This window comes from Saccharomonospora sp. NB11 (genome assembly GCF_015910535.1).
GTDB lineage: Bacteria > Actinomycetota > Actinomycetes > Mycobacteriales > Pseudonocardiaceae > Saccharomonospora.
Genome location: NZ_JACBJG010000004.1, coordinates 307515 through 328144, shown reverse-complemented (window position 1 = coordinate 328144; position 20630 = coordinate 307515). Strand labels below are relative to the sequence as shown.

Genomic DNA, 20630 nt, shown 5'->3' with positions numbered 1-20630 from the left:
CATGACGGTCGCCGAGAACACGAACACCGCTAACACCGCTGCCGCGGCGGAGGCTGTCGTGCCCGCCGCCTCTCGCGGCGAGCGGTTCACCTCCTACGACGTCGAGGCGTTCGAGGTGCCGGGCGGTCGTGAGGAGAACTGGCGGTTCACGCCGATGAAGCGGCTGCGGGGCCTGCACGACGGCTCCGCGCCCGCCACGGGCACGGTCACGCTGGAGGCGGAGGCCGCGCCCGAGGTCACGGTCGAGACGGTGTCGCGCGACGACTCCCGGCTCGGCGAGGCCGGGGTGCCCAGCGACCGCGTCGCGGCGCAGGCGTACTCGTCCTTCGAGAAGGCCACGCTGATCACCGTGCCGAAGGAGACCAAGGCGTCGGGTCGCACGCTGGTCCGGTTGACCGGGCCGGGCGAGGGCAAGACCGCCTACGGTCACGTCCAGGTGCGCGCCGAGCGGTTCGCCGAGGCCGCGATCGTGCTCGACCACGTCGGGTCCGGCACCTACGCCGACAACATCGAGTTCGTCATCGGCGACGGGGCGAACCTCACCGTGGTCAGCGTGCAGGACTGGGCCGACGACGCGGTGCACGTGTCCGAGCAGCACCTCAAGCTCGGCCGCGACGCGACGCTGAAGCACATCGTCGTCACCCTCGGCGGTGACCTGGTGCGCGTGAGCCCCACGGCCACGTTCTCCGGCCCCGGAGGCAGTGTCGAGATGCTCGGCCTGAACTTTGCGGACGCGGGACAGCACCAGGAGCACCGGCTCTTCGTCGACCACGCGGTGCCGCACTGCAAGTCCAACGTGCTCTACAAGGGCGCGCTGCAGGGCGACGACGCGCACTCGGTGTGGATCGGCGACGTGCTGATCCGCGCCGCCGCGGAGGGCACCGAGACGTTCGAGCTGAACCGCAACCTCGTCCTCACCCAGGGCGCTCGCGCCGACTCGGTGCCGAACCTGGAGATCGAGACGGGTGAGATCGAGGGCGCGGGCCACGCCAGCGCCACCGGCCGGTTCGACGACGAGCAGCTGTTCTACCTGCAGTCGCGGGGCATCGCGGAGGAGCAGGCGCGCAGGCTGGTGGTGCGCGGGTTCTTCCACGAGATCCTCATGAAGATCGACATCCCCGAGGTGCGCGAGCGCCTCGAGGCCGCGATCGAGGAGGAGCTCAAGGCCATCGGCGCCTGAGCGGCCCGACCACCACGCTGATCACGCTCACGAAGACTCACGGAAAGATCGAAGAGAAGGCATGGCCACACTGGAAATCAAGGATCTGCGGGCCGACGTCGTCACCGACGAGGGCAACAAGGAGATCCTCAAGGGCGTCAACCTGACGATCCGCTCGGGTGAGACCCACGCGATCATGGGCCCGAACGGCTCGGGCAAGTCGACCCTCTCCTACGCCATCGCCGGGCACCCCAAGTACGAGGTGACCTCGGGCGAGGTGCTGCTGGACGGCGAGAACGTGCTGGACATGAGCGTCGACGAGCGCGCCCGCGCCGGTCTGTTCCTGGCGATGCAGTACCCGGTCGAGGTGCCCGGCGTCTCGATGTCCAACTTCCTGCGCTCGGCCGCCACCGCGGTGCGGGGCGAGGCGCCGAAGCTGCGCCACTGGGTGAAGGAAGTCAAGGACGAGATGGCGAAGCTCGACATCGCGCCCGAGTTCGCCGAGCGCAGCGTCAACGAGGGCTTCTCCGGTGGTGAGAAGAAGCGCCACGAGATCCTGCAGCTCGCGCTGCTCAAGCCGAAGATCGCCGTCCTCGACGAGACCGACTCGGGCCTCGACGTCGACGCCCTGCGCGTGGTGTCGGAAGCCGTCAACGAGTACAAGGCGAACAACGAGGTCGGCGTCATGCTGATCACGCACTACACGCGCATCCTGAAGCACATCCAGCCGGACTTCGTGCACGTCTTCGCGGGCGGCAAGGTCGTCGAGTCGGGCGGCAAGGAGTTGGCGGACGAGCTGGAGGAGAACGGGTACGTCAAGTACACCGGCGACAAGGCCGCCGTCTGACGCGGGTGGACAGGGAACGTCGAAAGGAGTTGGCGCGATGACCAGCACGGACTCGCGACCACTGGAGATCACGGCGGTGCGCGCCGACTTCCCGATCCTGTCCCGCACCGTTCGCGACGGCAAACCCCTGGTGTACCTCGACTCGGGTGCCACCTCGCAGCGCCCGACCTCGGTGCTCGATGCGGAACGGCGTTTCGTGGAGACGTCCAACGCGGCCGTGCACCGTGGGGCTCACCAGTTGTCGGAGGAGGCGACCGACGCCTACGAGGGTGCGCGCGCGAAGATCGCGGCCTTCGTGGGCGTCTCGCCCGGCGAGGTGGTGTTCACGAAGAACGCCACCGAGGGCATCAACCTCGTCGCCTACGCCATGAGCAACGCGGCGACGGCGGGGCCCGAGGCGGAGCGCTTCACACTGAAGCCCGGTGACGAGATCGTCGTCACCGAGATGGAGCACCACGCCAACCTGGTGCCCTGGCAGCAGCTCTGCCGCCGTACCGGGGCGACGCTGCGGTGGTTCGGGGTCACCCCCGACGGCAGGCTCGATCTGTCGCAGCTCGACGAGCTGATCACCGAGCGCACCAAGGTGGTGGCGTTCGCCCACCAGTCGAACGTGCTCGGCACCGTGAACCCCGTCGAGACGCTCGTGCGCAAGGCTCACGACGTGGGTGCGCTGGTGGTGCTCGACGCGTGCCAGTCGGTGCCTCACTTCGCGGTGGACCTCGCCGAGCTGGGCGTGGACTTCGCCGTGTTCTCGGGGCACAAGATGCTCGGCCCGTCCGGCATCGGGGTGCTCTACGGCCGTCGTGAGCTGCTGGAGGCCATGCCTCCGTTCCTCACCGGCGGCTCGATGATCGAGCTGGTGCGGATGGAGGAGTCGACCTTCGCACCGCCGCCGCAGCGGTTCGAGGCGGGCGTGCCGATGACCTCTCAGGCCGTCGCGCTGGGAGCGGCCGTCGACTATCTCAACGCCGTCGGCATGGATCGCATCGCCGCACACGAGCACCTGCTCGCGGCCCGGGCGTTGGAGAAGCTGTCCGCCCTGCCGGGCGTGCGGATCGTCGGTCCGCCCGACACCGTCGACCGGGGCGCCACCGTGGCGTTCGTGGTGGACGAGGTGCATCCTCACGACGTGGGACAGGTGCTCGACAGCCTCGGGATCGCCGTGCGGGTCGGCCACCACTGCGCGTGGCCGCTGCACCGGTCCTGTGGTGTCCCGGCCACCGTGCGGGCCTCGTTCTACCTCTACAACGAGGAGTCCGAGGTGGACGCGCTGGTCGAGGGTGTGCGTGAGGCACAACGATTCTTCGGCGTGGGGGGAGCCGCCTGATGGATCTCGAATCCATGTACCAGGAGATCATCCTGGACCACTACAAGAACCCGCACGCCCGTGGCCTGCGGGAGCCCTACGACGCCGAGTCGTTCCAGGTCAACCCGACCTGCGGCGACGAGGTGACCCTGCGCGTGCGACTCGAGGGCGACCTGGTGGCCGACGTGTCGTACGAGGGGCAGGGCTGCTCGATCAGTCAGGCGTCCACGTCGGTGCTGACCGACCTCGTGATCGGGCGTCCGCTCGACGAGGCGCTCGCGAAGTTGGAGGCGTTCACCGAGCTCATGCAGAGCCGCGGTGAGGCCGAGCCCGACGAGGACGTGCTGGAGGACGGCGTCGCGTTCGTCGGCGTCGCGAAGTACCCCGCGCGCGTCAAGTGCGCCTTGCTCGGCTGGATGGCCTTCAAGGACGCTGTGGGTAGGACGTCGACCAGTGAGGTGAAGGCATGAGCGAGACCGAGACGGCCGACCCCCGCGAGGGGCGCACCGCGGCCGACCTGCCGGAGCAGACCGAGCCCGGTCCCGGCGGCGACGTGGCCAAGATCGAGGACGTCGAGGAGGCCATGCGCGACGTCGTCGACCCCGAGCTGGGGATCAACGTGGTCGACCTGGGCCTCGTCTACGACATCCGGGTGGACGAGGAGAACACGGCCACCATCGACATGACGTTGACCTCGGCGGCGTGCCCGCTGACCGACGTCATCGAGGACCAGACGGCGTCGGTGCTCACCGGGGCCAATCCCGTGGTGAAGGACTTCCGGATCAACTGGGTCTGGATGCCGCCGTGGGGTCCCGAGAAGATCACCGAGGAAGGCCGGGAGCAGCTCAGGGCGTTGGGCTTCACCGTCTGACCAGTCCCGGAAGCGCCAACACGCGTTGGTGAAGCGAGGACACGCCGGTGGGGAGACCCCCTCACCGGCATGTCCTCGTTCTACGTACGGGTGTTCGCGCTTGGCGGGCGCCTGTCGTGACGTGACGGAACCGGGAACGTTCTCACGTACCGTGTGTGCATGGTGAGCGAGGTGAACAGCCCCGACCCTCGTGCGAGGCGAGGGGACGAGGCCGCGGAGACCGGTGGATTCGCGGAGTTGTCGTCGAGCCCGTTCCGCGCCGATCGGGACCGGCTGGTGGCGTCGCCGTTCTTCGCCCGACTGGCCGGGGTGACGCAGGTGGTGAGCGCGGGCGGCTCCGCCCTGCTCCACAACCGCCTGACCCACAGTCTCAAGGTCGCCCAGGTGGCGCGGGCGATCGCCGAACGCATCTCCTCCGCCGAGGACTCGGCCGCGCTCGTCGCCAAGCTCGGCGGGTGCGACCCGGACGTCGCGGAGGCCGCCGCGCTCGGCCACGACCTCGGGCACCCGCCGTTCGGGCACCTCGGGGAGCAGGTGCTCGACCGCATCGCCCGACACCGTTACGGCCTGGCCGACGGCTTCGAGGGCAACGCGCAGACGTTCCGCATCGTCACGACGACGGAGGTGGGCGGCCCGGTCCCGCGGGGTCTCAACCTGACGGCCGCCACCCGCGCCTCGTTGTTGAAGTACCCGTGGGCGCGGCTGCACCATCCGCAGCCACATCCCTCGCAGCTTCCCGTGCCCCCGCGTGGTGCTTCCGAACCGTCGCAGGCACCGGGCTCGGGTTCGGCGAAGTTCTCCGTGTACTCCACCGAGTTGGCCGAGCTGGAGTCCAGCCGGGCACCGTTCTCCGACAAGATCGAGTACTGGCAGCAGACGGTGGAGGCGTCGGTGATGGACCTCGCCGACGACATCGCCTACGCGATCCACGACCTCCAGGACTTCCACCGCATCGGCGTGCTGCAACACGCGGAGGTGGCGACCGAACTGGGGCACTGGCTGTCACGGCAGTCCGAACTCGCCGCGCTGCCCGAGAACGAGCTGCGGCAGACGCATCGCAGGCCCGGCCGGTCACTCGAACAGCTCCGCCGCCATCTGCACACGAAGGACTCCTGGATCACCAACGCGGACGCCTTCGCCGAGGCGGTCGTGCGGGTGCGGGAGCAGCTCGTGGACGAACTGCTCGGCATCCCGTTCGACGGGTCGGTGGAGGCGGAGCAGGCGACGGCGCGCTTCTCGGCGGGCTGGACGGCGCGGCTGGTCGACGGGGTCGTCGTGACGCCGTCGCCGTCGCCGCGCACGGGGCACGTGACGTTGGAACCCGCGCAGTGGCACGAGGTCCAGGTCCTGAAGTTCGTCCACAAGCGATTCGTGTTGCAGCGTCCCGACCTCGCCCTGCACCAGCGAGGCCAGGCGAGTCTCGTGGTCACGCTCGTGGACGCGCTGGATGCGTGGCTGACCGATCGCGAGGAGGTGTCCCGGCTTCCCCGGCGCCTGCACGATCTTGTGGAACTCGCGCAGGCGGAGTACTCCGACCTGGCCAGGGAGGCTCCCGAGCTGTTGGTCGGCGCGACGGGGGAGCCGGTGCACGGTGCGGACGCCGTCCGCGCGCTCGCCCGGGGCCGTGCGGTGATCGACTTCGTGTCCTCGCTCACCGACCGGCAGGCCTCGGCCATGCTCGACGCGATCTCCGGTCGCTCGGCGCAGCCGTGGACGGAGCCGTCGGTGCTCTGAGCGGTCGGCTCGGCAGGTCGGTCGTGCCCTGCTCGGCCGAACGCTAACCTCGGCGCAGCGACGCGGGACGAACGGAGAGGCGATGGCGCGCAAGCGGCAGGCGGCGGGCGGCGGCACGGCCGTCGAGGTGGAGCCCGAACGACTGAGCCGGTGGCTGGAGCGCTTCGCCGAACGCAACGACGGCGTCGCCAGGACCGAGCTCGACCCGCGTCGAGTGCGATACACGGGAGGCAATGGCGTCACCGCGACCGTGGCGATCCCCTTCGAGCCGCTGGCCGTCGAGCCGGGCACCGGCATCGCGGGCGCGGCGTTCGACATCCTGGTCGACCACGTGAGGCGGCCCCGTCGTATCGGCCTGGTTCTCGCCCGCCTCGGCGGCCACAGCGTCGGCGTCGCCGAGGGCGGTCGCGTGACGGTGTCGCGTACGGACCGGCACCTGGTTCACGGCCGCAGCGCTGCCGGTGGCTGGTCGCAGCAGCGCTTCGCGCGGCGCAGGGACGGTCAGGCCCGGCAGGCGTTGCGAGCCGCGGCCGAGGACATCGCCGACGTGGTGGGCTCGCGGATCGCCGAGCTCGACGCCGTGGTGCTCGGGGGTGACCGCCGGGCCCTGGACGAGTTGCGGACCGACCGCAGGCTCGACGCCGTGTTCGCGAAGGCGGAGCCGCGCGTGCTGGACGTGGCGGAACCGCGACGCACGGTCCTCGACGAGGCGGCCCGCCGCGCGTGCGCTGTCGAGATCGTCGTGCGGTGAGGCAGGCCACCACGGGCGAAATTCGCTGGACCCTCGCCCCTACACTGGGTGTCGTGGTCGTTCGACTCGAGTAGGCGCTTCGTCGCGCCCTGTGCATCGCCTGTCCGACCACCTCGTCGACACCACGGAGAGTCTCAGTGATCACGGCTACCGGGCTGGAACTGCGTGCTGGTTCGCGCATTCTGCTGTCCGACACCACCCTGCGCGTGCAGCCGGGCGACCGCATCGGTCTCGTCGGACGCAACGGTGCGGGCAAGACCACCACGATGCGCGTGCTCGCCGGGGAGGGCGACCCGTACGCGGGCGAGGTCCACCACACCGGCGAGGTCGGCTATCTCCCGCAGGACCCGCGCGAGGGTGACCTGTCGGTCACGGCCAAGGACCGGGTGCTTTCCGCCCGGGGGCTCGACGTGCTGCTGCGCGACATGGAGAAGGCGCAGACCGCCATGGCGGAGCTCGTCGACGACACCGCGCGCGACAAGGCGGTGCGTCGCTACGGGCGATTGGAGGAACGCTTCTCGGCACTGGGCGGTTACGCCGCCGAGAGCGAGGCCGCGCGCATCTGCGCCAACCTGGGCCTGGAGGATCGCGTCCTGCCGCAGCCGCTGCGCACGCTGTCCGGTGGGCAGCGGCGTCGCGTCGAGCTGGCCCGCATCCTCTTCGCCGCGTCCGAGGCGGGCGCGGGCGGTCGTTCGGGCACCATCCTGCTGCTCGACGAGCCGACGAACCACCTCGACGCCGACTCGATCACGTGGCTGCGCGGCTTCCTCAAGTCCCACAGCGGTGGCCTCGTCGTCATCAGCCACGACGTCGACCTGCTCGACGAGGTCGTCAACAAGGTGTGGTTCCTCGACGCCACCCGGGGCGAGCTGGACAACTACAACATGACCTGGAAGCGCTACCTCGACGCGCGGGCCACGGACGAGAAGCGCCGCCGTCGGGAGCGCGCCAACGCGGAGAAGAAGGCCGCGGCGCTGCAACAGCAGGCGGCGAAGCTGGGTGCGAAGGCGACGAAGGCCGTGGCGGCGAAGAACATGGCCCGCCGCGCGGAACAGTTGCTCGCCAACCTCGACGAGGAGCGTCAGGCCGACAAGGTCGCCCACATCCGGTTCCCCGCCCCGGCTCCGTGCGGACGTACGCCGCTGACCGCGGAGAACCTGTCGAAGTCCTACGGCTCCCTGGAGATCTTCACCGGCGTCGACCTGGCCATCGACCGCGGCTCCCGGGTCGTGGTGCTCGGGCTCAACGGTGCGGGCAAGACCACGCTGTTGCGGCTGCTGGCAGGCCTGGAGACGCCCGACACCGGACAGGTGGTGGCGGGCCACGGCCTTCGGCTCGGGTACTACGCCCAGGAGCACGAGACGCTGGACCACGAGGCGACCGTGTGGGAGAACATCCGGCATCTCGCCCCGGACACCGGCGCACAGGAGCTGCGCAACCTGCTGGGCTCGTTCCTCTTCAGTGGCGAGCAGCTCGACCAGCCCGCCAAGACGCTGTCGGGCGGGGAGAAGACCCGGCTGGCGCTCGCGGGGCTGGTGTCGAGCGCGGCGAACGTCCTCCTGCTGGACGAGCCCACCAACAACCTCGACCCGGCGAGCCGGGAACAGGTCCTCGACGCTTTGCGCCGATACGAGGGCTCGGTCGTTCTCGTGACCCACGATCCGGGCGCTGTGGAAGCACTCGAACCCGAACGGGTGATCCTTCTGCCGGACGGCACCGAAGATCTGTGGTCCGACGATTATCGGGAACTCGTCGAACTCGCCTGATCGGGTGTTTAGTCGGCGAAATGTGTCGACCACTTCACATCTGAGGTCGACACGCGAGTCCGATGTGCTCATTGCGTGATCGAAAGATCACGGACGGCGTTCTGACCAGTGAGATTGGTGTGTGGCCGGGGCGTCGTCCACACGGCCCCCTATCGGGTGGAGTGTGGCGCACCACTGGTCACGAGAACGAAGTGGTTTAGCGCGTTCTGTCATTGTTCCGTCTACAGCAAGTACCGTATCGGACGTTTTCGGCGCCATTCGAGCATGTTTTTCCGTTGTCGTCTGGCATTCGGCCGCGTCGTGTTCGATCATTGCCACGGCAGGGGCTGAAAGTGGCCCGAAACATCAACGGGCGGAAGGTGGATTGACGTGGCAGACCTGAAGAAGGGTGCGCGCATCACCGGAAACACGCGCGACAAGCTGGCCGCTGACCTGAAGAAGAAGTACGAGAAGGGAGCGAGCATCCGCGCTCTGGCCGAGTCGACGGGACGCTCCTACGGCTTCGTGCACCGGGTCCTGTCGGAGTCCGGTGTCCAGCTTCGGGGCAGGGGCGGCGCCACCCGCGTCAAGAAGAAGTAAGAGGGGCCCGATCTCCGTGGGTTCCGGAGCCGGGTTCACCGGTGCCGAGGGGAGCCGTGGCCCGGCTCCGGAACGCCAACGCGGCGCCCAGTAACACCGTCACGTAGACGAGGTAGCCGAAGCGGGTGGCCGTCGTCAGCATCGTGAAGGCGAAGAGTCCGACCGCGATGCGGAAGGCCGCGTCGGCTGCCGTCGTCGGCGGACGGCGAATCAACCACAGCAACACGGCGAGCGCCGCCGTGAGCAGGAGCACCAGCGCGAGCACGGTGCCGACGGCTCCGGTGCTCGCGAGCAACCTGCCGGGCAGCGGGCTCGCGGCGGGTGAGGCGACCTCCCCCAGACCTGCGGGGAAGAGCAGGACGTGTTCGGTGAACGCCCTCGGGTTCACCAACACCACGGGCACCGTCACCGCGGCCGTGACACCGACGAACACCGCGCCCGACCGCAACAGGGCGCGCACGCCCAGCCTGCTCAGCACGAGGAAGCCCACGACCACGGCGGCCGGGGCGGCGATCAGTTTGGCGCTCGTCACGAGCGCGCAGATCAGGGCCGCCCATGCGGGCCGGTCCGCGGCCGCGAGAGCGACCGCCACCAGAACCAACCCCACGACCGCCAGGTCGGGGCCCGCGGTCGCCCAGGTCAGCGCGGTCAGGGGAAACACGACGGCGAGTTGTGCGGCTCGAATCGACGGTGTCGGCACCCGCAGCAGCCGCAGGCTCGCGAGCACGCACGCCACCGCGGTGACGGTGAACAACACGCGGGCGTCGGTGAACGCGTCCGCGACGGGCGTGCCGCCGAGCAGCGCTCGCGGCAGCCCGAAGATCGCCATCACCGGGCCGTACGGCGTGTAGTCGTGCACGTGCGGCGCCCGGTCGAGCGCGGCGATGTCGAGATACGGACTCCCGGTGTCCAGCAGCGTGCTCGCCGCCCGCTCGATGACCCAGACCTCCGGCTGTGCGCTCCACAGCCCTTCGGCGTCGGTCCAGTCGGCGTACGCGACCTGGCGACGCACGAGCAACGTCACCAGCGGGGCGAGCATCCCGACGAGACCCACCGCCGCGAGGCCGAGCCAGCGGGACCGCGCGCGGGACGGGCCTGCCTTCGGGGTGAGGAGCAGCCAGGTGGTGTGCAGCAGCGCGAGTCCGTACCCCGCCGTGGCGAAGGCACCCCACACCCGGAATCCGAGGTGCTTGTCCGTGAACGCCATCACGAGGGCGTAGCAGGCGCAGCCGAGGTAGAGCAGTGCGTCGACCACGAGCGGCCGCCGGTTCAGCGCCGCCCGTAGGCGTGCGACGGTGCCCGTCGGCACGCGCGCCCCCCGTTCGTCGGCCTGGGTCCCCATGGCGGTCGAGACTACCGGCGGGTCCCCGTCGTCGGTGGTACCGGGCAGAATCGGCGCGCGGAGGTCGGGAAGAAGGGCGGCCCCACCGCTGTTGTGTCGAACGCGTGGAGAGGAGTCGGCGGCGTGGACCATACGTGGGGGCTGTTGCGGGGGGCGATGCAGTCGGCTGATGCGCCCCGAGGACTGCGCAAGGGCACGGTCCGTCGGGTGGCGTCGTTCGCGAAACCGCACTGGCGCAGGCTGGCCGTCTTCCTGCTGCTGACCGTCGTGTCGGCCGTCCTCGCCGTCACCACGCCGCTGCTGGCCGGGCGGGTGGTCGACGCCATCGTCGAGGGCAAGTCCGCGTCCACCGTGGTCTGGCTCGCGGTGATCATCGCGGGTATCGCCGTGGCCGACGCCGCGCTGGGACTCGCCGAACGGTGGCAGTCCGCCCACATCGGCGAGGGCCTGATCTTCGACCTGCGACGTGCCGTGTTCGAACACGTGCAGCGCATGCCCGTCGCGTTCTTCATGCGCAGCCGCACCGGCGCGTTGGTGAGCAGGCTCAACAACGACGTCATCGGGGCGCAGCGCACGTTCACCGCCACGCTGTCCGGGCTCGTCACCAACGTCATCCAGCTCGTGCTTTCGCTGGCCGTGATGGTGACGTTGTCGTGGCAGGTGACGCTTCTGGTCCTGGCGCTGCTGCCGATCTTCGTCCTGCCTGCTCGACGGATCGGGCGCCGCATGGCTGATCTCCAGCACCAGGCGGCGGAACTCAACGCCGGGATGACGACGCAGATGACCGAGCGGTTCTCGGCGGCCGGCGCCACGCTCGTCAAGTTGTTCGGCAGGCCGAAGGTCGAGGCCGAGGAGTTCGGCGTGCGGGCGGGCCGGGTCCGCGACATCGGGGTGCGCACGGCCATGCTCACACGGTGGTTCATGACGAGCCTCACGCTCGTGTCGGCGTTGGCCCAGGCTCTCGTCTACGGCCTCGGCGGGTGGCTCGCGCTCACCGGCCGCCTCGACCCGGGCACGGTCGTGGCGCTGGCGCTGTTGCTCACCCGGCTGTACACGCCGTTGACGGCGTTGGCGAACGTGCGCGTGGACATCATGACGGCCCTCGTGTCGTTCGAGCGGGTCTTCGAGGTGCTCGACCTCAAGCCCTCGATCACCGAGAAGCCGGATGCGAGGGCGGTTCCGTCCGGGCCGGTGTCGGTGGAGTTCGACGACGTGCGGTTCGCCTATCCCTCGCCGTCCACCCATTCGCTCGCCTCGCTCGAAGAGGTGTCCACTGTGGATACCCGAGGCGGTGAGGAGGTGGTGCACGGAGTCAGCTTCCGTGCCGAGCCCGGGCAGATGGTGGCGCTCGTGGGTCCGTCGGGAGCCGGGAAGTCGACCATCGCGTCCCTGGTGGCACGCCTCTACGACGTCGACTCCGGTGCCGTGCGGCTGGGCGGTGTGGACGTGCGGGACCTGACCTTCGAGTCGCTGCGCACCACGGTGGGTTTCGTCACGCAGGACGGGCACCTCTTCCACGACACCATCCGGGCCAATCTCACCTACGCCAGGCCGGACGCCGACGACGAGGAGATCTGGGCGGCCCTGCGACGTGCCCGGCTGGAGGAGCTGATGCGGTCGCTGCCCGATGGTCTGGACACCGTGGTGGGCGAACGGGGCTACCGACTCTCCGGCGGCGAGCGGCAACGGCTGACCATCGCTCGGTTGTTGCTCGCCCAGCCACGGGTGGTGGTGCTCGACGAGGCCACCGCTCACCTGGACTCCGAGTCGGAGGTCGCGGTGAGCGAGGCGCTGGGTGACGCGTTGAACGGCCGGACCGCCATCGTCATCGCCCATCGCCTCTCCACGGTCAGGGCGGCCGACGAGATCCTCGTCGTCGACGACGGGCGGGTCGCCGAACGCGGCACCCACGCCGAGCTGCTCGCGGCCGGCGGTCGGTACGCCGACCTCTACCGCACGCAGTTCGCGACGGACGAACGGTCGGTCGCATGACCGCTGCCGAAGGCCCCCGACCGTCGTTGTTCACTTTCCCGGCCCGCACCTCACGGCCCCGGGCGGTGGCGCTCGTCCTGCACGGCGGCGCCGAGTACGGAGCCGAGGTCGTGCGGCCGTGGCGATTGGCGTACCTGCGGATGGTGCCGGTGGCGCGTGCCGTGTCCGCGGCCGGAGCACGACACGGGTTGGAGGTGCGGCTCCTGCGTAACCGGCTGCGGGGCTGGAACGAGCCCGACCGGCATCCGGTGCAGGACGCGTGGTGGGCGTTGGAGACCATCCGCGCCGAGCATCCCGAGCTGCCCGTCGTGGTCGTGGGGCACTCCATGGGTGGGCGCGTGGCGCTGAGGGTGTGTGGCGACGAGGCGGTCGTCGGTGCCTGCGCGTTCGCGCCGTGGACGCCCGAGGACGAGCCGGTCGAGCACGTCGCGGGACGCACCGTCGTCATCGCCCACGGCGTGCACGACACGGTGACCGGGCCCGGGGACTCCTATCGCTACGCGCGACGGGCCGACGCCCACGCCGCGCGGCTGGCCCGGTTCGAGGTCGTGGCGGAGAGTCACGCCCTGATGCGCCGACCACTGGTCTGGAACAGGCTCGCGGCGGACTTCGCGACGCAGGTCACGGGACTCGTGCCCGAGGAGGGGATTCTGCCGCGTGCCTTTGCTCACGATGCTCCCTCCCGGTGGCGGCGAATGCTCTGACCGGGGATTTTCTGGTCTCGACCATGATTAATCCTGATCTCGACACAACCTGTTCGGGGGATGCCGCGTCTAGGTGACGAAGCATGCGGTTAGGTATGCGTGCAGCACAGCAGCCGCACCAGATCAGGAGTGGTCATGACCTACGGCGGGCAGACGGGTGGACAAGGTGGTGGGCACCGGCCACCCCCTCCGGGCCGGAGACCGCCACAAGGGCGACACCAACAGGCGCAGATGATGCGCGTCCCAGGCGGCGCGGGAGCCCGGCAGGCTCCGCGGCAACCTCAGCGGACCCGGGTCGCACCGGCTCCGCAGCAGCCCCCGCCGCGCGGGCGTGCGCCGCAGGCACCGCCGTCGCAGCCACGAGGCCCGCGCAAGAAGCGGTTGTCCTTCGGCAAGGTGCTGTTGGCGCTGTTCCTGGTGTTGGTCCTGGCACTCGGCGCGGTGTGGTTCTACCTCGACAGCTCCATCAACCGCATCGACGCGCTGCCCGACTACGAGGGCAGGCCCGCGGCGGCGGAAGGCACGAACTGGTTGCTCGTCGGCTCGGACTCCCGTGAGGGGCTCGACGAGGACCAGCGGGCCAAGCTGTCCGCCGGTGACGCGGGTGGCCAGCGCACCGACACCATCATGCTCGTCCACATCCCGGACAACGACACGCCGCCCACCGTGCTGAGCCTGCCCCGTGACTCGCGGGTGGAGATTCCCGGCCACGGCGTGAACAAGATCAACGCGGCGTTCGCCTTCGGCGGCGCTCCGCTGCTGGCGCAGACGGTGGAACAGGCCACCGGCCTGCGCATCGACCACTACGCCGAGATCGGCTTCGGCGGGTTCGCCAACGTGGTCGACGCCATCGGCGGGGTCGAAATGGACATCCCGAAGGAGATGCGGGACACGAAGACCGGGATCGTGATCCCGGCGGGCACGCAGACCCTCGACGGCGCGCAGGCACTCGGCTTCGTCCGCATGCGGTACAGCGACGCCACGCCGCGCTCGGACCTCGACCGCGTGGCGAACCAGCGCAAGTTCATCGGCGCGCTCGCCTCCGAGATCGCGAGCCCGGCCACCTTGCTGAACCCGTTCGACGTCTTCCCGTTGTTGGGCGCGGTGCCCGACGCGTTGGCGCTCGACACCGACGACGGCTTGTCCGACCTGGTGGGCCTCGCGTGGGCGTTGCGGGGGATCGGCGACGGCGGCGTGGTCACCACCACCGTGCCGGTCACCTCGTCCTCCGCCGAGTCGTGGGACCCGGCGAAGTCGGAGGCCCTGTTCGAGGCACTGCGCACCGACTCGCCGATCCCCGAGGACGCCCTCATGGAGTGAGAGGTCTCGACCGCCTACGTCGTGATCAGGGCGGGCACGGGCCGGGGACGTCCGTGTGCGTCGATGGCGACGAACGTCAGCCGGGCTGTCGCGACGTCGGTGGTGGGACCCGAGGCGTTCCAGCGTTCGGAGGTCACCCGGACCACCGTGGCCATCGAGGTCCGTCCGGCGCTCTCCAGCTCCGCATGGACGCTGAGCAGGTCGCCGGCCCGCACGGGAGCCAGGAAGGTCATGCGGTCGACGGACGCGGTCACTGCCGGTCCGTCGGCGTGGCGGGCCGCCGCTGCCGCGGCCGCGTCGTCGATCAGTTTCATCACCACCCCGCCGTGGATGGTGCCGTAGAGGTTGGTGTCGTGCTCGCTCATGATGTGGGCGAGCGTCACCCGGGAGTCGGCCGGTGCCTTGCGCCCGGGTGCGGAACGGACGGTGCTGCGGTGTGCCACGTGAGCTCTCCTTCGCGAGTCGCGGCGGACGGCCGTGCGCGGGCGCGCACGGGCAGCGGCAGGTCTTCGGACTCGCGGGCACACCGCCGGTTCCTGACCGGAAGGCGGTTCCTACTGGCCGTCGCTTCCCAGGCCGGGTCGGCCCAGTGCTCGATGACGGCGGTCGTTCCCACTCACCGCTGCGGGGCAGTCCCGGATTCGCACCGGGTTCCCTCTTGCGACGCCCCACCGGAGAGCGGGGCGAACCGCTGCGCTTCCCACCCTACGACGTGGTGGAGCGGGGTTCGGTCAGGCTTCGTCGACCGGTCGTAGCCTGCGTTCGACGGCGGAGCGTTGGGGTTCGGCCGACAACTCCCGCCACAGCGCCAACGCCCGGTGGAAGTAGTCCCGGGAGGTCTGCTCCTGGCCGAGGGATTCGTGGAGCTCGCCGAGCCGTTGGCTGACGACCGCCTCGGAGCGGCGATCCCCGGTGTCGCGGTGCACGGCGAGGGAGTTGGCCAGGAGCAGTTGGGCGTGGGCCAACTCGCCGCTGCGCAGGCACAACTCGCCGAGGCTCTGCTGCGCGTACCCGGCGCAGTGGTCGTCGTCGAGGTCGTCGAACACGGCGATGGCCTCGTCGAGTCGTTGCCGCGCGAGCCCGAGCTGCCCGCGCCGCTGGTGGAGGAGGGCCTGGCGGTGGACGGCGTGTGCGGCGCGGTGGCGGTCGCCGATCGCGCACGCGAGCGCGTAGGCGTCGGTGAACCACGTCTCGGCGTCGTCGAACGCGCCGTCGTCCATGCGGACCGTGCCGATCGCGATGCGCGCCACCGCTTCGCCGTGGAGGTCGCCGATGCGGGAGAACAACTCCAGCGCCCTACGGCAGCAGTCGAGCGCCCGGGTGCGCTCTCCTCGGATGCGATGCACCGTGCCCCGGCTGGCGACGGTGACGGCTTCGCCCTGCTCGTCCCCGAGCACGACGAACAGCTCGGTCGAGCGGTCGAACAGGGCCAGGGCCTCCTCGTAGCGGTCCTGGTAGACGCGCACCTGACCCAGGTCACGCAGCACGATCGCCTCGCCGTGCCGTTGGTTCGCCCTGCGGGCCGCGCCGAGGGCGTGTTCGTCCGCGCGCCACCAGTCCTCCCAGCGGTTGCGCAGGTCGTAGTAGGGCGTCAGCACGGTGGCGAGCCGCCACGCGGGTTCGTCGGCGGCGAAGTCGATGGCGTGTTCGAGCAGAGCGGCAGCGGTGGCGTGTTCGGAGTCGAACCACGCGACCGGGTCACGCACGAGCCGCTCGCGGTCCGGGGGAGTCCAGTACGCCGCGGGGACCGACGGCGGGGTGACGCCGAAGAACCGCACGGGCATGCGTTCCACTGCGCTGCTGGCGGTGGCGTAGTAGCCCTCGACGACCCTCCGGATGCGATGCCGGTCGGTCTCGTCGGCGCGTTCGGCGGCGTAGCAGCGGAGCAGGTCGTGCAAGCGGTAGCGGGGAGCGCCGGTCGCGTCCTCGCCGACGAGGTCCACCAGGTGCGCGTCGACGAGCAGGTCGAGCACGGGGCTCGCGTCGTCGGTCTCGCCCAGGATCGCGCCCACCGTCCACCCGGGAAACGTGATGGGACCGAGTGTCCCGAGTGCGCGGAAGACTGTGGCGGCCTCCTGGGGCAGCCGCGCGTAGCTCAACTCCAGGCTCGCCCGCACCGCGAGGTCGCCGACGCGGAGTTCGTCGAGCCGACGCCGTTCGTCGGTGAGCAGGTCGGCGAAGTACGACAGCGACAGGCGACGGCGTCCGGCTATCCGCGCGCCCGCCACCCGCAGGGCCAACGGCAGCCGACCACAGGAGTCGACGATGCGTGCGACGTCGTCGGGCTCGGCGTCGATCCGCGCCTGACCGACGATGCCCGCCAATAACCGCACCGCGGACGCGTGGTCGAGTACGTCCAGATCGAGGTGGACGGCGGCGGTGAGTTCGGGCATGCGGGTGCGGGAGGTCACCAGCACCACCGAGGTGCCCGCACCGGGCAGTAGAGGACGCACCTGGGCGGCCGATGCGGCGTCGTCGAGGACCAGACACGCACAGCGGTGGGCCAGAGCCGACCGCAGAGCCGCGGCACGTTCGGCCTCACCGGCAGGCAGGGTCTTGTCGGACGCACCGAGCGAGCGGAGCACCTCACCGAGGACGTCGGAGGGCTCGCGAGGGGCCGGCGTGGTTCCCGCGAGCCCGACGTGCAGGTGGTCGTCGTCGACGTTCCGCCGCAGTCGGTGAGCGATGTGGATCGCCAAACTGGACTTGCCGACGCCTGGTGGTCCCGATAGGACGATCACCGTCGGGTCGCCGGAGGCCTGGCGGCGGCGGACGAGCGCGATCACCTCGGCCACGTGCTCCTCGCGACCGGTGAGGTCCGGAACGTCGAGCGGGAGCTGACACACCGCTCGGGCACGGCGTGGCGGACGCTGCGGGGTGCGGGGCGCGGCCGTCACCACCGGGGTCGCGAGCCGCGCCCGAAGACCCCGGAGCTGCGGTCCCGGCGCTGCGTTCATCTCCTCGCGGAGCAGTCGTTCGACCTCGTCGTAGGCCTCCCGGGCCTCCGCGCGGCGGCCACATCGGTCGAGCGCGACGATGAGGTGCGCCCACAGTTCCTCGCGCAACGGGTCGCGTCCGAGCATCTCCCGCAGTTCCGGCACGACGTCGCGATGCTCGCCACACGCCAGCCGAGCCCGGACACGCAGTTCGTCGGCGGCCAGGCGCAGTTCGTCGAGGCGGGCGAGCACCGGACCCCAGGAGTGATGGTGGGGGACGTCGGCCAGCGGGGCACCCCGCCAGTGTGGTTCCGCGGCTGCCAACTCGGCCAACGCGTCGGCGGGGCGATCCTCGGCCATGGCTCGTCGAGCGGCCGTCACGTGGTCGGCGAAGGCCGTGGTGTCGAGTTCCTCCCGGGCCACCGCGATCCGGTAACCCGCCGGTCCCCGGTGGATCCGCTCTTCGGTGAGCACGCGCCGCAGCGAGTGGACGTACGTGCGGAGATTGGCCGCCGCGGAGCGGGGCGGGTCCTCGGGCCACACGACGTCGATCAGCGAGTCCGTCGAGACCAGGGTGCCGGATTCGAGAAGGAGTGCCGCGAGCAGCAGGCGGGGTTTCCGACCGCCCAGCGACACTTCTCTGCCGTCGATCTCGACGGCGAGCGGACCCAGGAGGTGAAAGCGGATCTCGGCCACTCGGCACCTCCGCGGTGGTCAGCTTGTGCGGTGAGCGCGCAGGGCCTCGAGTGCTCTGTCGGCGTGAACCGACATGCGGAGTTCGCTTCTGATGACGGCGAGCACCGTGCTGTCGGTGCCGATCACGAAGGTGTGGCGTTTGGTCGCCAGGGGGCCGAGGTTGCGCCGGACGCCGAACAGCTCGGCGACCGTGCCGTCGGTGTCCGACAGCAGCGGGAACCCGAGCCGGTTGGCCTCGGAGAACTGCTTCTGCTTCTCGACGCTGTCCCGGCTCACCCCGATCGGCTGAGCGCCCAGCTCGGCGAACTCGGCGGAGAGGTCGCGGAAGTGGCAGCTCTCGGCCGTGCACCCCGGGCTCATCGCCGCGGGGTAGAAGAACAACACGACGGGCCCCTTGGCGAGGAACTCGGTCAGCCGCCGGGGAGTGCCCGTCTCGTCGGGCAACGTGAAGTCCGGCACGCGCTCTGCCTGTTTCATGGCGGCTATGGTTGCACGCGCTCCGCCGACTTCGCGAGCATCGTTCGGACTTCGTCCGCGTCGATTTCCTCACCGAAGAGCGCGCCGCGCCCCGCGACGACACCGAGTTCGGCGAGCCGCTCGGCGTGGGCGGCGTCGCGCACCCCGTCGACGCCGATGCGCTTGATGCCGAGTTCCCGGGCCCGGTGCATCAGCATCTCGAAGTGTCGGTGGGCGCCCTGGGCCTGGGCGTCGTCGTCCCCGGCGAGGGCCTCGACGAGCGGGCCGGACACGATCACGAACCCGACGGGCAAGCGGTGCCGGTGGACCAGCTCCAGGTCGGCGACCCCGGACACGGCCAGCGTGATCTTGACGTTCAACTCGGCGAGGATCGCCAGGTTCTCCAGGACCTCGCCACGAGGATCGGTCAACGCGGTGGAGTCGCTGCAGATGCGCAGCTTCTGCGGAGGCAGGCCGGTGCGTGCGAGTTCGGTGCGCACGAGTCGGACGAGATTGGAGTCGACGGCGAGCCGGGTCGGGATCCGCACGCACAGATCCGGTGCGTGGTCGAACTCCCGCTGCCACGCGGCGGCGTCGAGCATGGACTGGGCGAGCAGTTGCTCGCCCAACGCGGGCGTCATGCCCGTGGCGTCGGCGAGTGGGAAGAAGTCGGGGGCACGCAGGACACCGTGCTCGGGGTGGTCCCAGCGGAGCTGGGCGTTCACCACGGCGACCCGCCGCGCGTCGTCGAGGGTCACGGTGGGTTCGTAGTCGACGCTGAACTGGCCGTTCTCCAGCCCGCCGCCGAGGGCCGCGCCGATGTGGAAGCGTCGCCGGTCCTCCCCGTGGAGGTCCCGCTCGAACAGCATCCACTGCGCCTTGCCGTTCTCCTTGGCCCGGTGCAGCGTGATCTCGGCGGCGCGGTGCAGTTCCTCGCGGGTCTGACCGGTGGCACCCGCGACGACGATGCCGACGCTGACGTTGGTGGCCACACCGACACCGTCGACGTACACGGGTTCGGCGAGGTCGCGCATCGCCTCCTCGACGAGGTCGACCACGACCGTGGTGTCGATGTCGCCGTCGTGGGCGTCGCGCAGCAGCACGGCGAAGCCGTCACCGGACAACCGCGCCACCACCGCGTCGTAGGACGGTTGGGTGGTGAAGTGCAGTTCGAGCCGACGCGCGACCTGACGCAGCACCTCGTCGCCCGCGCCCGGACCGAGCCCGTCGTTGACGACCCGGAAGCCGTCGATGTCCAGGTAGATGAGCGCGAGTTGACCGCCGGAGGCCGATGCCGCGGCGAGCGCCGTGTCCAACTGGTTCTCGAAGTGATACGAGTTCGGCAGTCCCGTGAGGGAGTCCTGGACGTTCTGCCTGCGCAACTGCTCGCTCAGCAGGGCCAGCTCCTGCACATCCTCGACCAGCAGGAGCGGGTGGGGGAAGCCGGGCCCGTCCGCGGTGATCGTGGCGGCGGTGACGCGGGTCCGGAGCGTGCCGTCCCTGCCGTGCGTGAGGGTGATCTGCTCCTGCCTGGGTCTTCGGGCGGGCAGCAAGGCGCTCTCGACGACGGCGGCCAGGACCTTCGCGTCGTGGGGCGTGGCGGCGAGTGTCGTGAGCGGTTGCCCGAGCAGGTCTTCGCGGGAGAGGTGCAGCAGTTCGACGAACGCCGGGTTGACGTCGTGGATGTTGTTGTCGGCGTCGCCGAGGACCACGCCGACCGGCGCGGCGCTGTAGAGGTCGGTGAAGCGGCGGACTGCGGCGTCTCGGGCCGCCTGCGCCTCCGCCTGAGCTTCCCGCGCGACGGCGAGCAGCGTGGGCTGCAGGCTCTCCGCGGTCACCGACACTCCGTCGACCTCGGCAAGTCGCGCCGCCCAGCGGCGCGCGATGGCCTCCAGGCCTGGTGCGTCACCAGGTTCCGGCACGCTTCACCTCGCACAGCATCGTCGATCAACGAACACTGGAATCCGCCCAGCATAGTGTCCGGACCGTGGTCCGGAACTCTGCAACCGCATCATGCAATAAGCATCTTGTCTACCGCCTGGAAGGGTGGATCGACCACTCCACCGGGTCACTGCGGTGGCACGCCCATGGTGCTCGGTCGCGCACCGTTCGGCTACTCGAAAACACAACGGTCGGTCCTGGCCCCGAGCGAGGGCCGCCGACAGGGGCGA

The 20630-nt window shown here is 70.3% G+C and carries 17 protein-coding genes and 1 riboswitch; of the genes, 12 read left to right on the top strand and 5 right to left on the bottom strand.

Annotation, left to right across the window (positions count from 1 at the left end):
* Position 1: 1 nt before the first annotated feature.
* The 9 genes from sufD (at position 2) to JAV51_RS08210 (ending at position 9013) form a co-directional block, all read left to right on the top strand.
* On the top strand, positions 2-1180 hold the full coding sequence (sufD, locus tag JAV51_RS08250; protein WP_197320060.1) for a Fe-S cluster assembly protein SufD: 1179 nt from the start codon (positions 2-4) through the stop codon (positions 1178-1180).
* Positions 1181-1241: 61 nt separating this feature from the next.
* Positions 1242-2006: a Fe-S cluster assembly ATPase SufC gene (gene sufC / locus JAV51_RS08245; protein ID WP_197320059.1), complete on the top strand. Its 765-nt coding sequence runs from the start codon at positions 1242-1244 to the stop codon at positions 2004-2006.
* A gap of 37 nt (positions 2007-2043) precedes the next feature.
* Positions 2044-3333 (top strand): cysteine desulfurase, encoded by a 1290-nt coding sequence (locus tag JAV51_RS08240; protein WP_197320058.1) that lies wholly within the window; start codon positions 2044-2046, stop codon positions 3331-3333.
* A complete protein-coding gene (gene sufU / locus JAV51_RS08235) occupies positions 3333-3782 on the top strand; it encodes a Fe-S cluster assembly sulfur transfer protein SufU (RefSeq protein ID WP_197320057.1) in 450 nt (149 codons plus the stop codon). The genes JAV51_RS08240 and sufU overlap by 1 nt, the downstream gene beginning before the upstream one ends.
* Positions 3779-4183 (top strand): metal-sulfur cluster assembly factor, encoded by a 405-nt coding sequence (locus JAV51_RS08230; RefSeq protein ID WP_197320056.1) that lies wholly within the window; start codon positions 3779-3781, stop codon positions 4181-4183. Before sufU ends, JAV51_RS08230 begins: the two co-directional genes overlap by 4 nt.
* 159 nt (positions 4184-4342) lie before the next feature.
* Entirely contained in the window at positions 4343-5917 is a 1575-nt protein-coding gene (locus JAV51_RS08225; RefSeq protein WP_197320055.1) for a deoxyguanosinetriphosphate triphosphohydrolase family protein, read from the top strand.
* 82 nt (positions 5918-5999) lie between these two features.
* Positions 6000-6668, top strand: coding sequence for an acVLRF1 family peptidyl-tRNA hydrolase (locus JAV51_RS08220; protein WP_197320054.1), 669 nt, complete (start codon positions 6000-6002; stop codon positions 6666-6668).
* 137 nt (positions 6669-6805) lie between these two features.
* The gene (locus JAV51_RS08215) at positions 6806-8434 is read left to right on the top strand and encodes an ABC-F family ATP-binding cassette domain-containing protein (protein ID WP_197320053.1); all 1629 of its coding nucleotides are present in this window, start codon (positions 6806-6808) and stop codon (positions 8432-8434) included.
* A gap of 369 nt (positions 8435-8803) precedes the next feature.
* Entirely contained in the window at positions 8804-9013 is a 210-nt protein-coding gene (locus JAV51_RS08210) for a helix-turn-helix domain-containing protein (RefSeq protein ID WP_005437638.1), read from the top strand.
* On the opposite strand, the gene JAV51_RS08205 is transcribed toward JAV51_RS08210, so the two are convergent.
* Positions 9000-10355 carry a glycosyltransferase 87 family protein gene (locus JAV51_RS08205; protein WP_197320052.1) on the bottom strand — a complete coding sequence of 452 codons (1356 nt, stop codon included), beginning with the start codon at positions 10353-10355 and terminating at the stop codon, positions 9000-9002. The two genes, JAV51_RS08210 and JAV51_RS08205, sit on opposite strands and share 14 nt — an antisense overlap.
* A gap of 123 nt (positions 10356-10478) precedes the next feature.
* Between JAV51_RS08205 and JAV51_RS08200 the strand changes: the two genes are divergently transcribed.
* The 3 genes from JAV51_RS08200 (at position 10479) to JAV51_RS08190 (ending at position 14371) form a co-directional block, all read left to right on the top strand.
* Positions 10479-12347 carry an ABC transporter ATP-binding protein gene (locus JAV51_RS08200; RefSeq protein WP_197320051.1) on the top strand — a complete coding sequence of 623 codons (1869 nt, stop codon included), beginning with the start codon at positions 10479-10481 and terminating at the stop codon, positions 12345-12347.
* Positions 12344-13051: an alpha/beta family hydrolase gene (locus JAV51_RS08195; RefSeq protein WP_197320050.1), complete on the top strand. Its 708-nt coding sequence runs from the start codon at positions 12344-12346 to the stop codon at positions 13049-13051. Before JAV51_RS08200 ends, JAV51_RS08195 begins: the two co-directional genes overlap by 4 nt.
* Positions 13052-13186: 135 nt before the next feature.
* Positions 13187-14371 carry an LCP family protein gene (locus JAV51_RS08190; RefSeq protein ID WP_231641585.1) on the top strand — a complete coding sequence of 395 codons (1185 nt, stop codon included), beginning with the start codon at positions 13187-13189 and terminating at the stop codon, positions 14369-14371.
* Positions 14372-14385: 14 nt separating this feature from the next.
* Here JAV51_RS08190 and JAV51_RS08185 read toward each other — a convergent pair whose 3' ends face one another.
* The 4 genes from JAV51_RS08185 to JAV51_RS08170 all read right to left on the bottom strand — a co-directional run bounded on the left by JAV51_RS08185 (position 14386) and on the right by JAV51_RS08170 (position 20381).
* Positions 14386-14814, bottom strand: coding sequence for an acyl-CoA thioesterase (locus JAV51_RS08185; RefSeq protein ID WP_197320049.1), 429 nt, complete (start codon positions 14812-14814; stop codon positions 14386-14388).
* Positions 14815-14853: 39 nt separating this feature from the next.
* Positions 14854-15079, bottom strand: a riboswitch (cobalamin riboswitch).
* Between the two features lie 23 nt (positions 15080-15102).
* Positions 15103-18003, bottom strand: a complete 2901-nt coding sequence (locus JAV51_RS08180; RefSeq protein ID WP_197320048.1) for a BTAD domain-containing putative transcriptional regulator — start codon at positions 18001-18003, stop codon at positions 15103-15105.
* Between the two features lie 18 nt (positions 18004-18021).
* Positions 18022-18480, bottom strand: coding sequence for a peroxiredoxin (locus JAV51_RS08175; protein WP_197320047.1), 459 nt, complete (start codon positions 18478-18480; stop codon positions 18022-18024).
* 5 nt (positions 18481-18485) lie between these two features.
* Positions 18486-20381 (bottom strand): diguanylate cyclase domain-containing protein, encoded by a 1896-nt coding sequence (locus tag JAV51_RS08170; RefSeq protein ID WP_197320046.1) that lies wholly within the window; start codon positions 20379-20381, stop codon positions 18486-18488.
* Between the last annotated feature and the right edge of the window lie 249 nt (positions 20382-20630).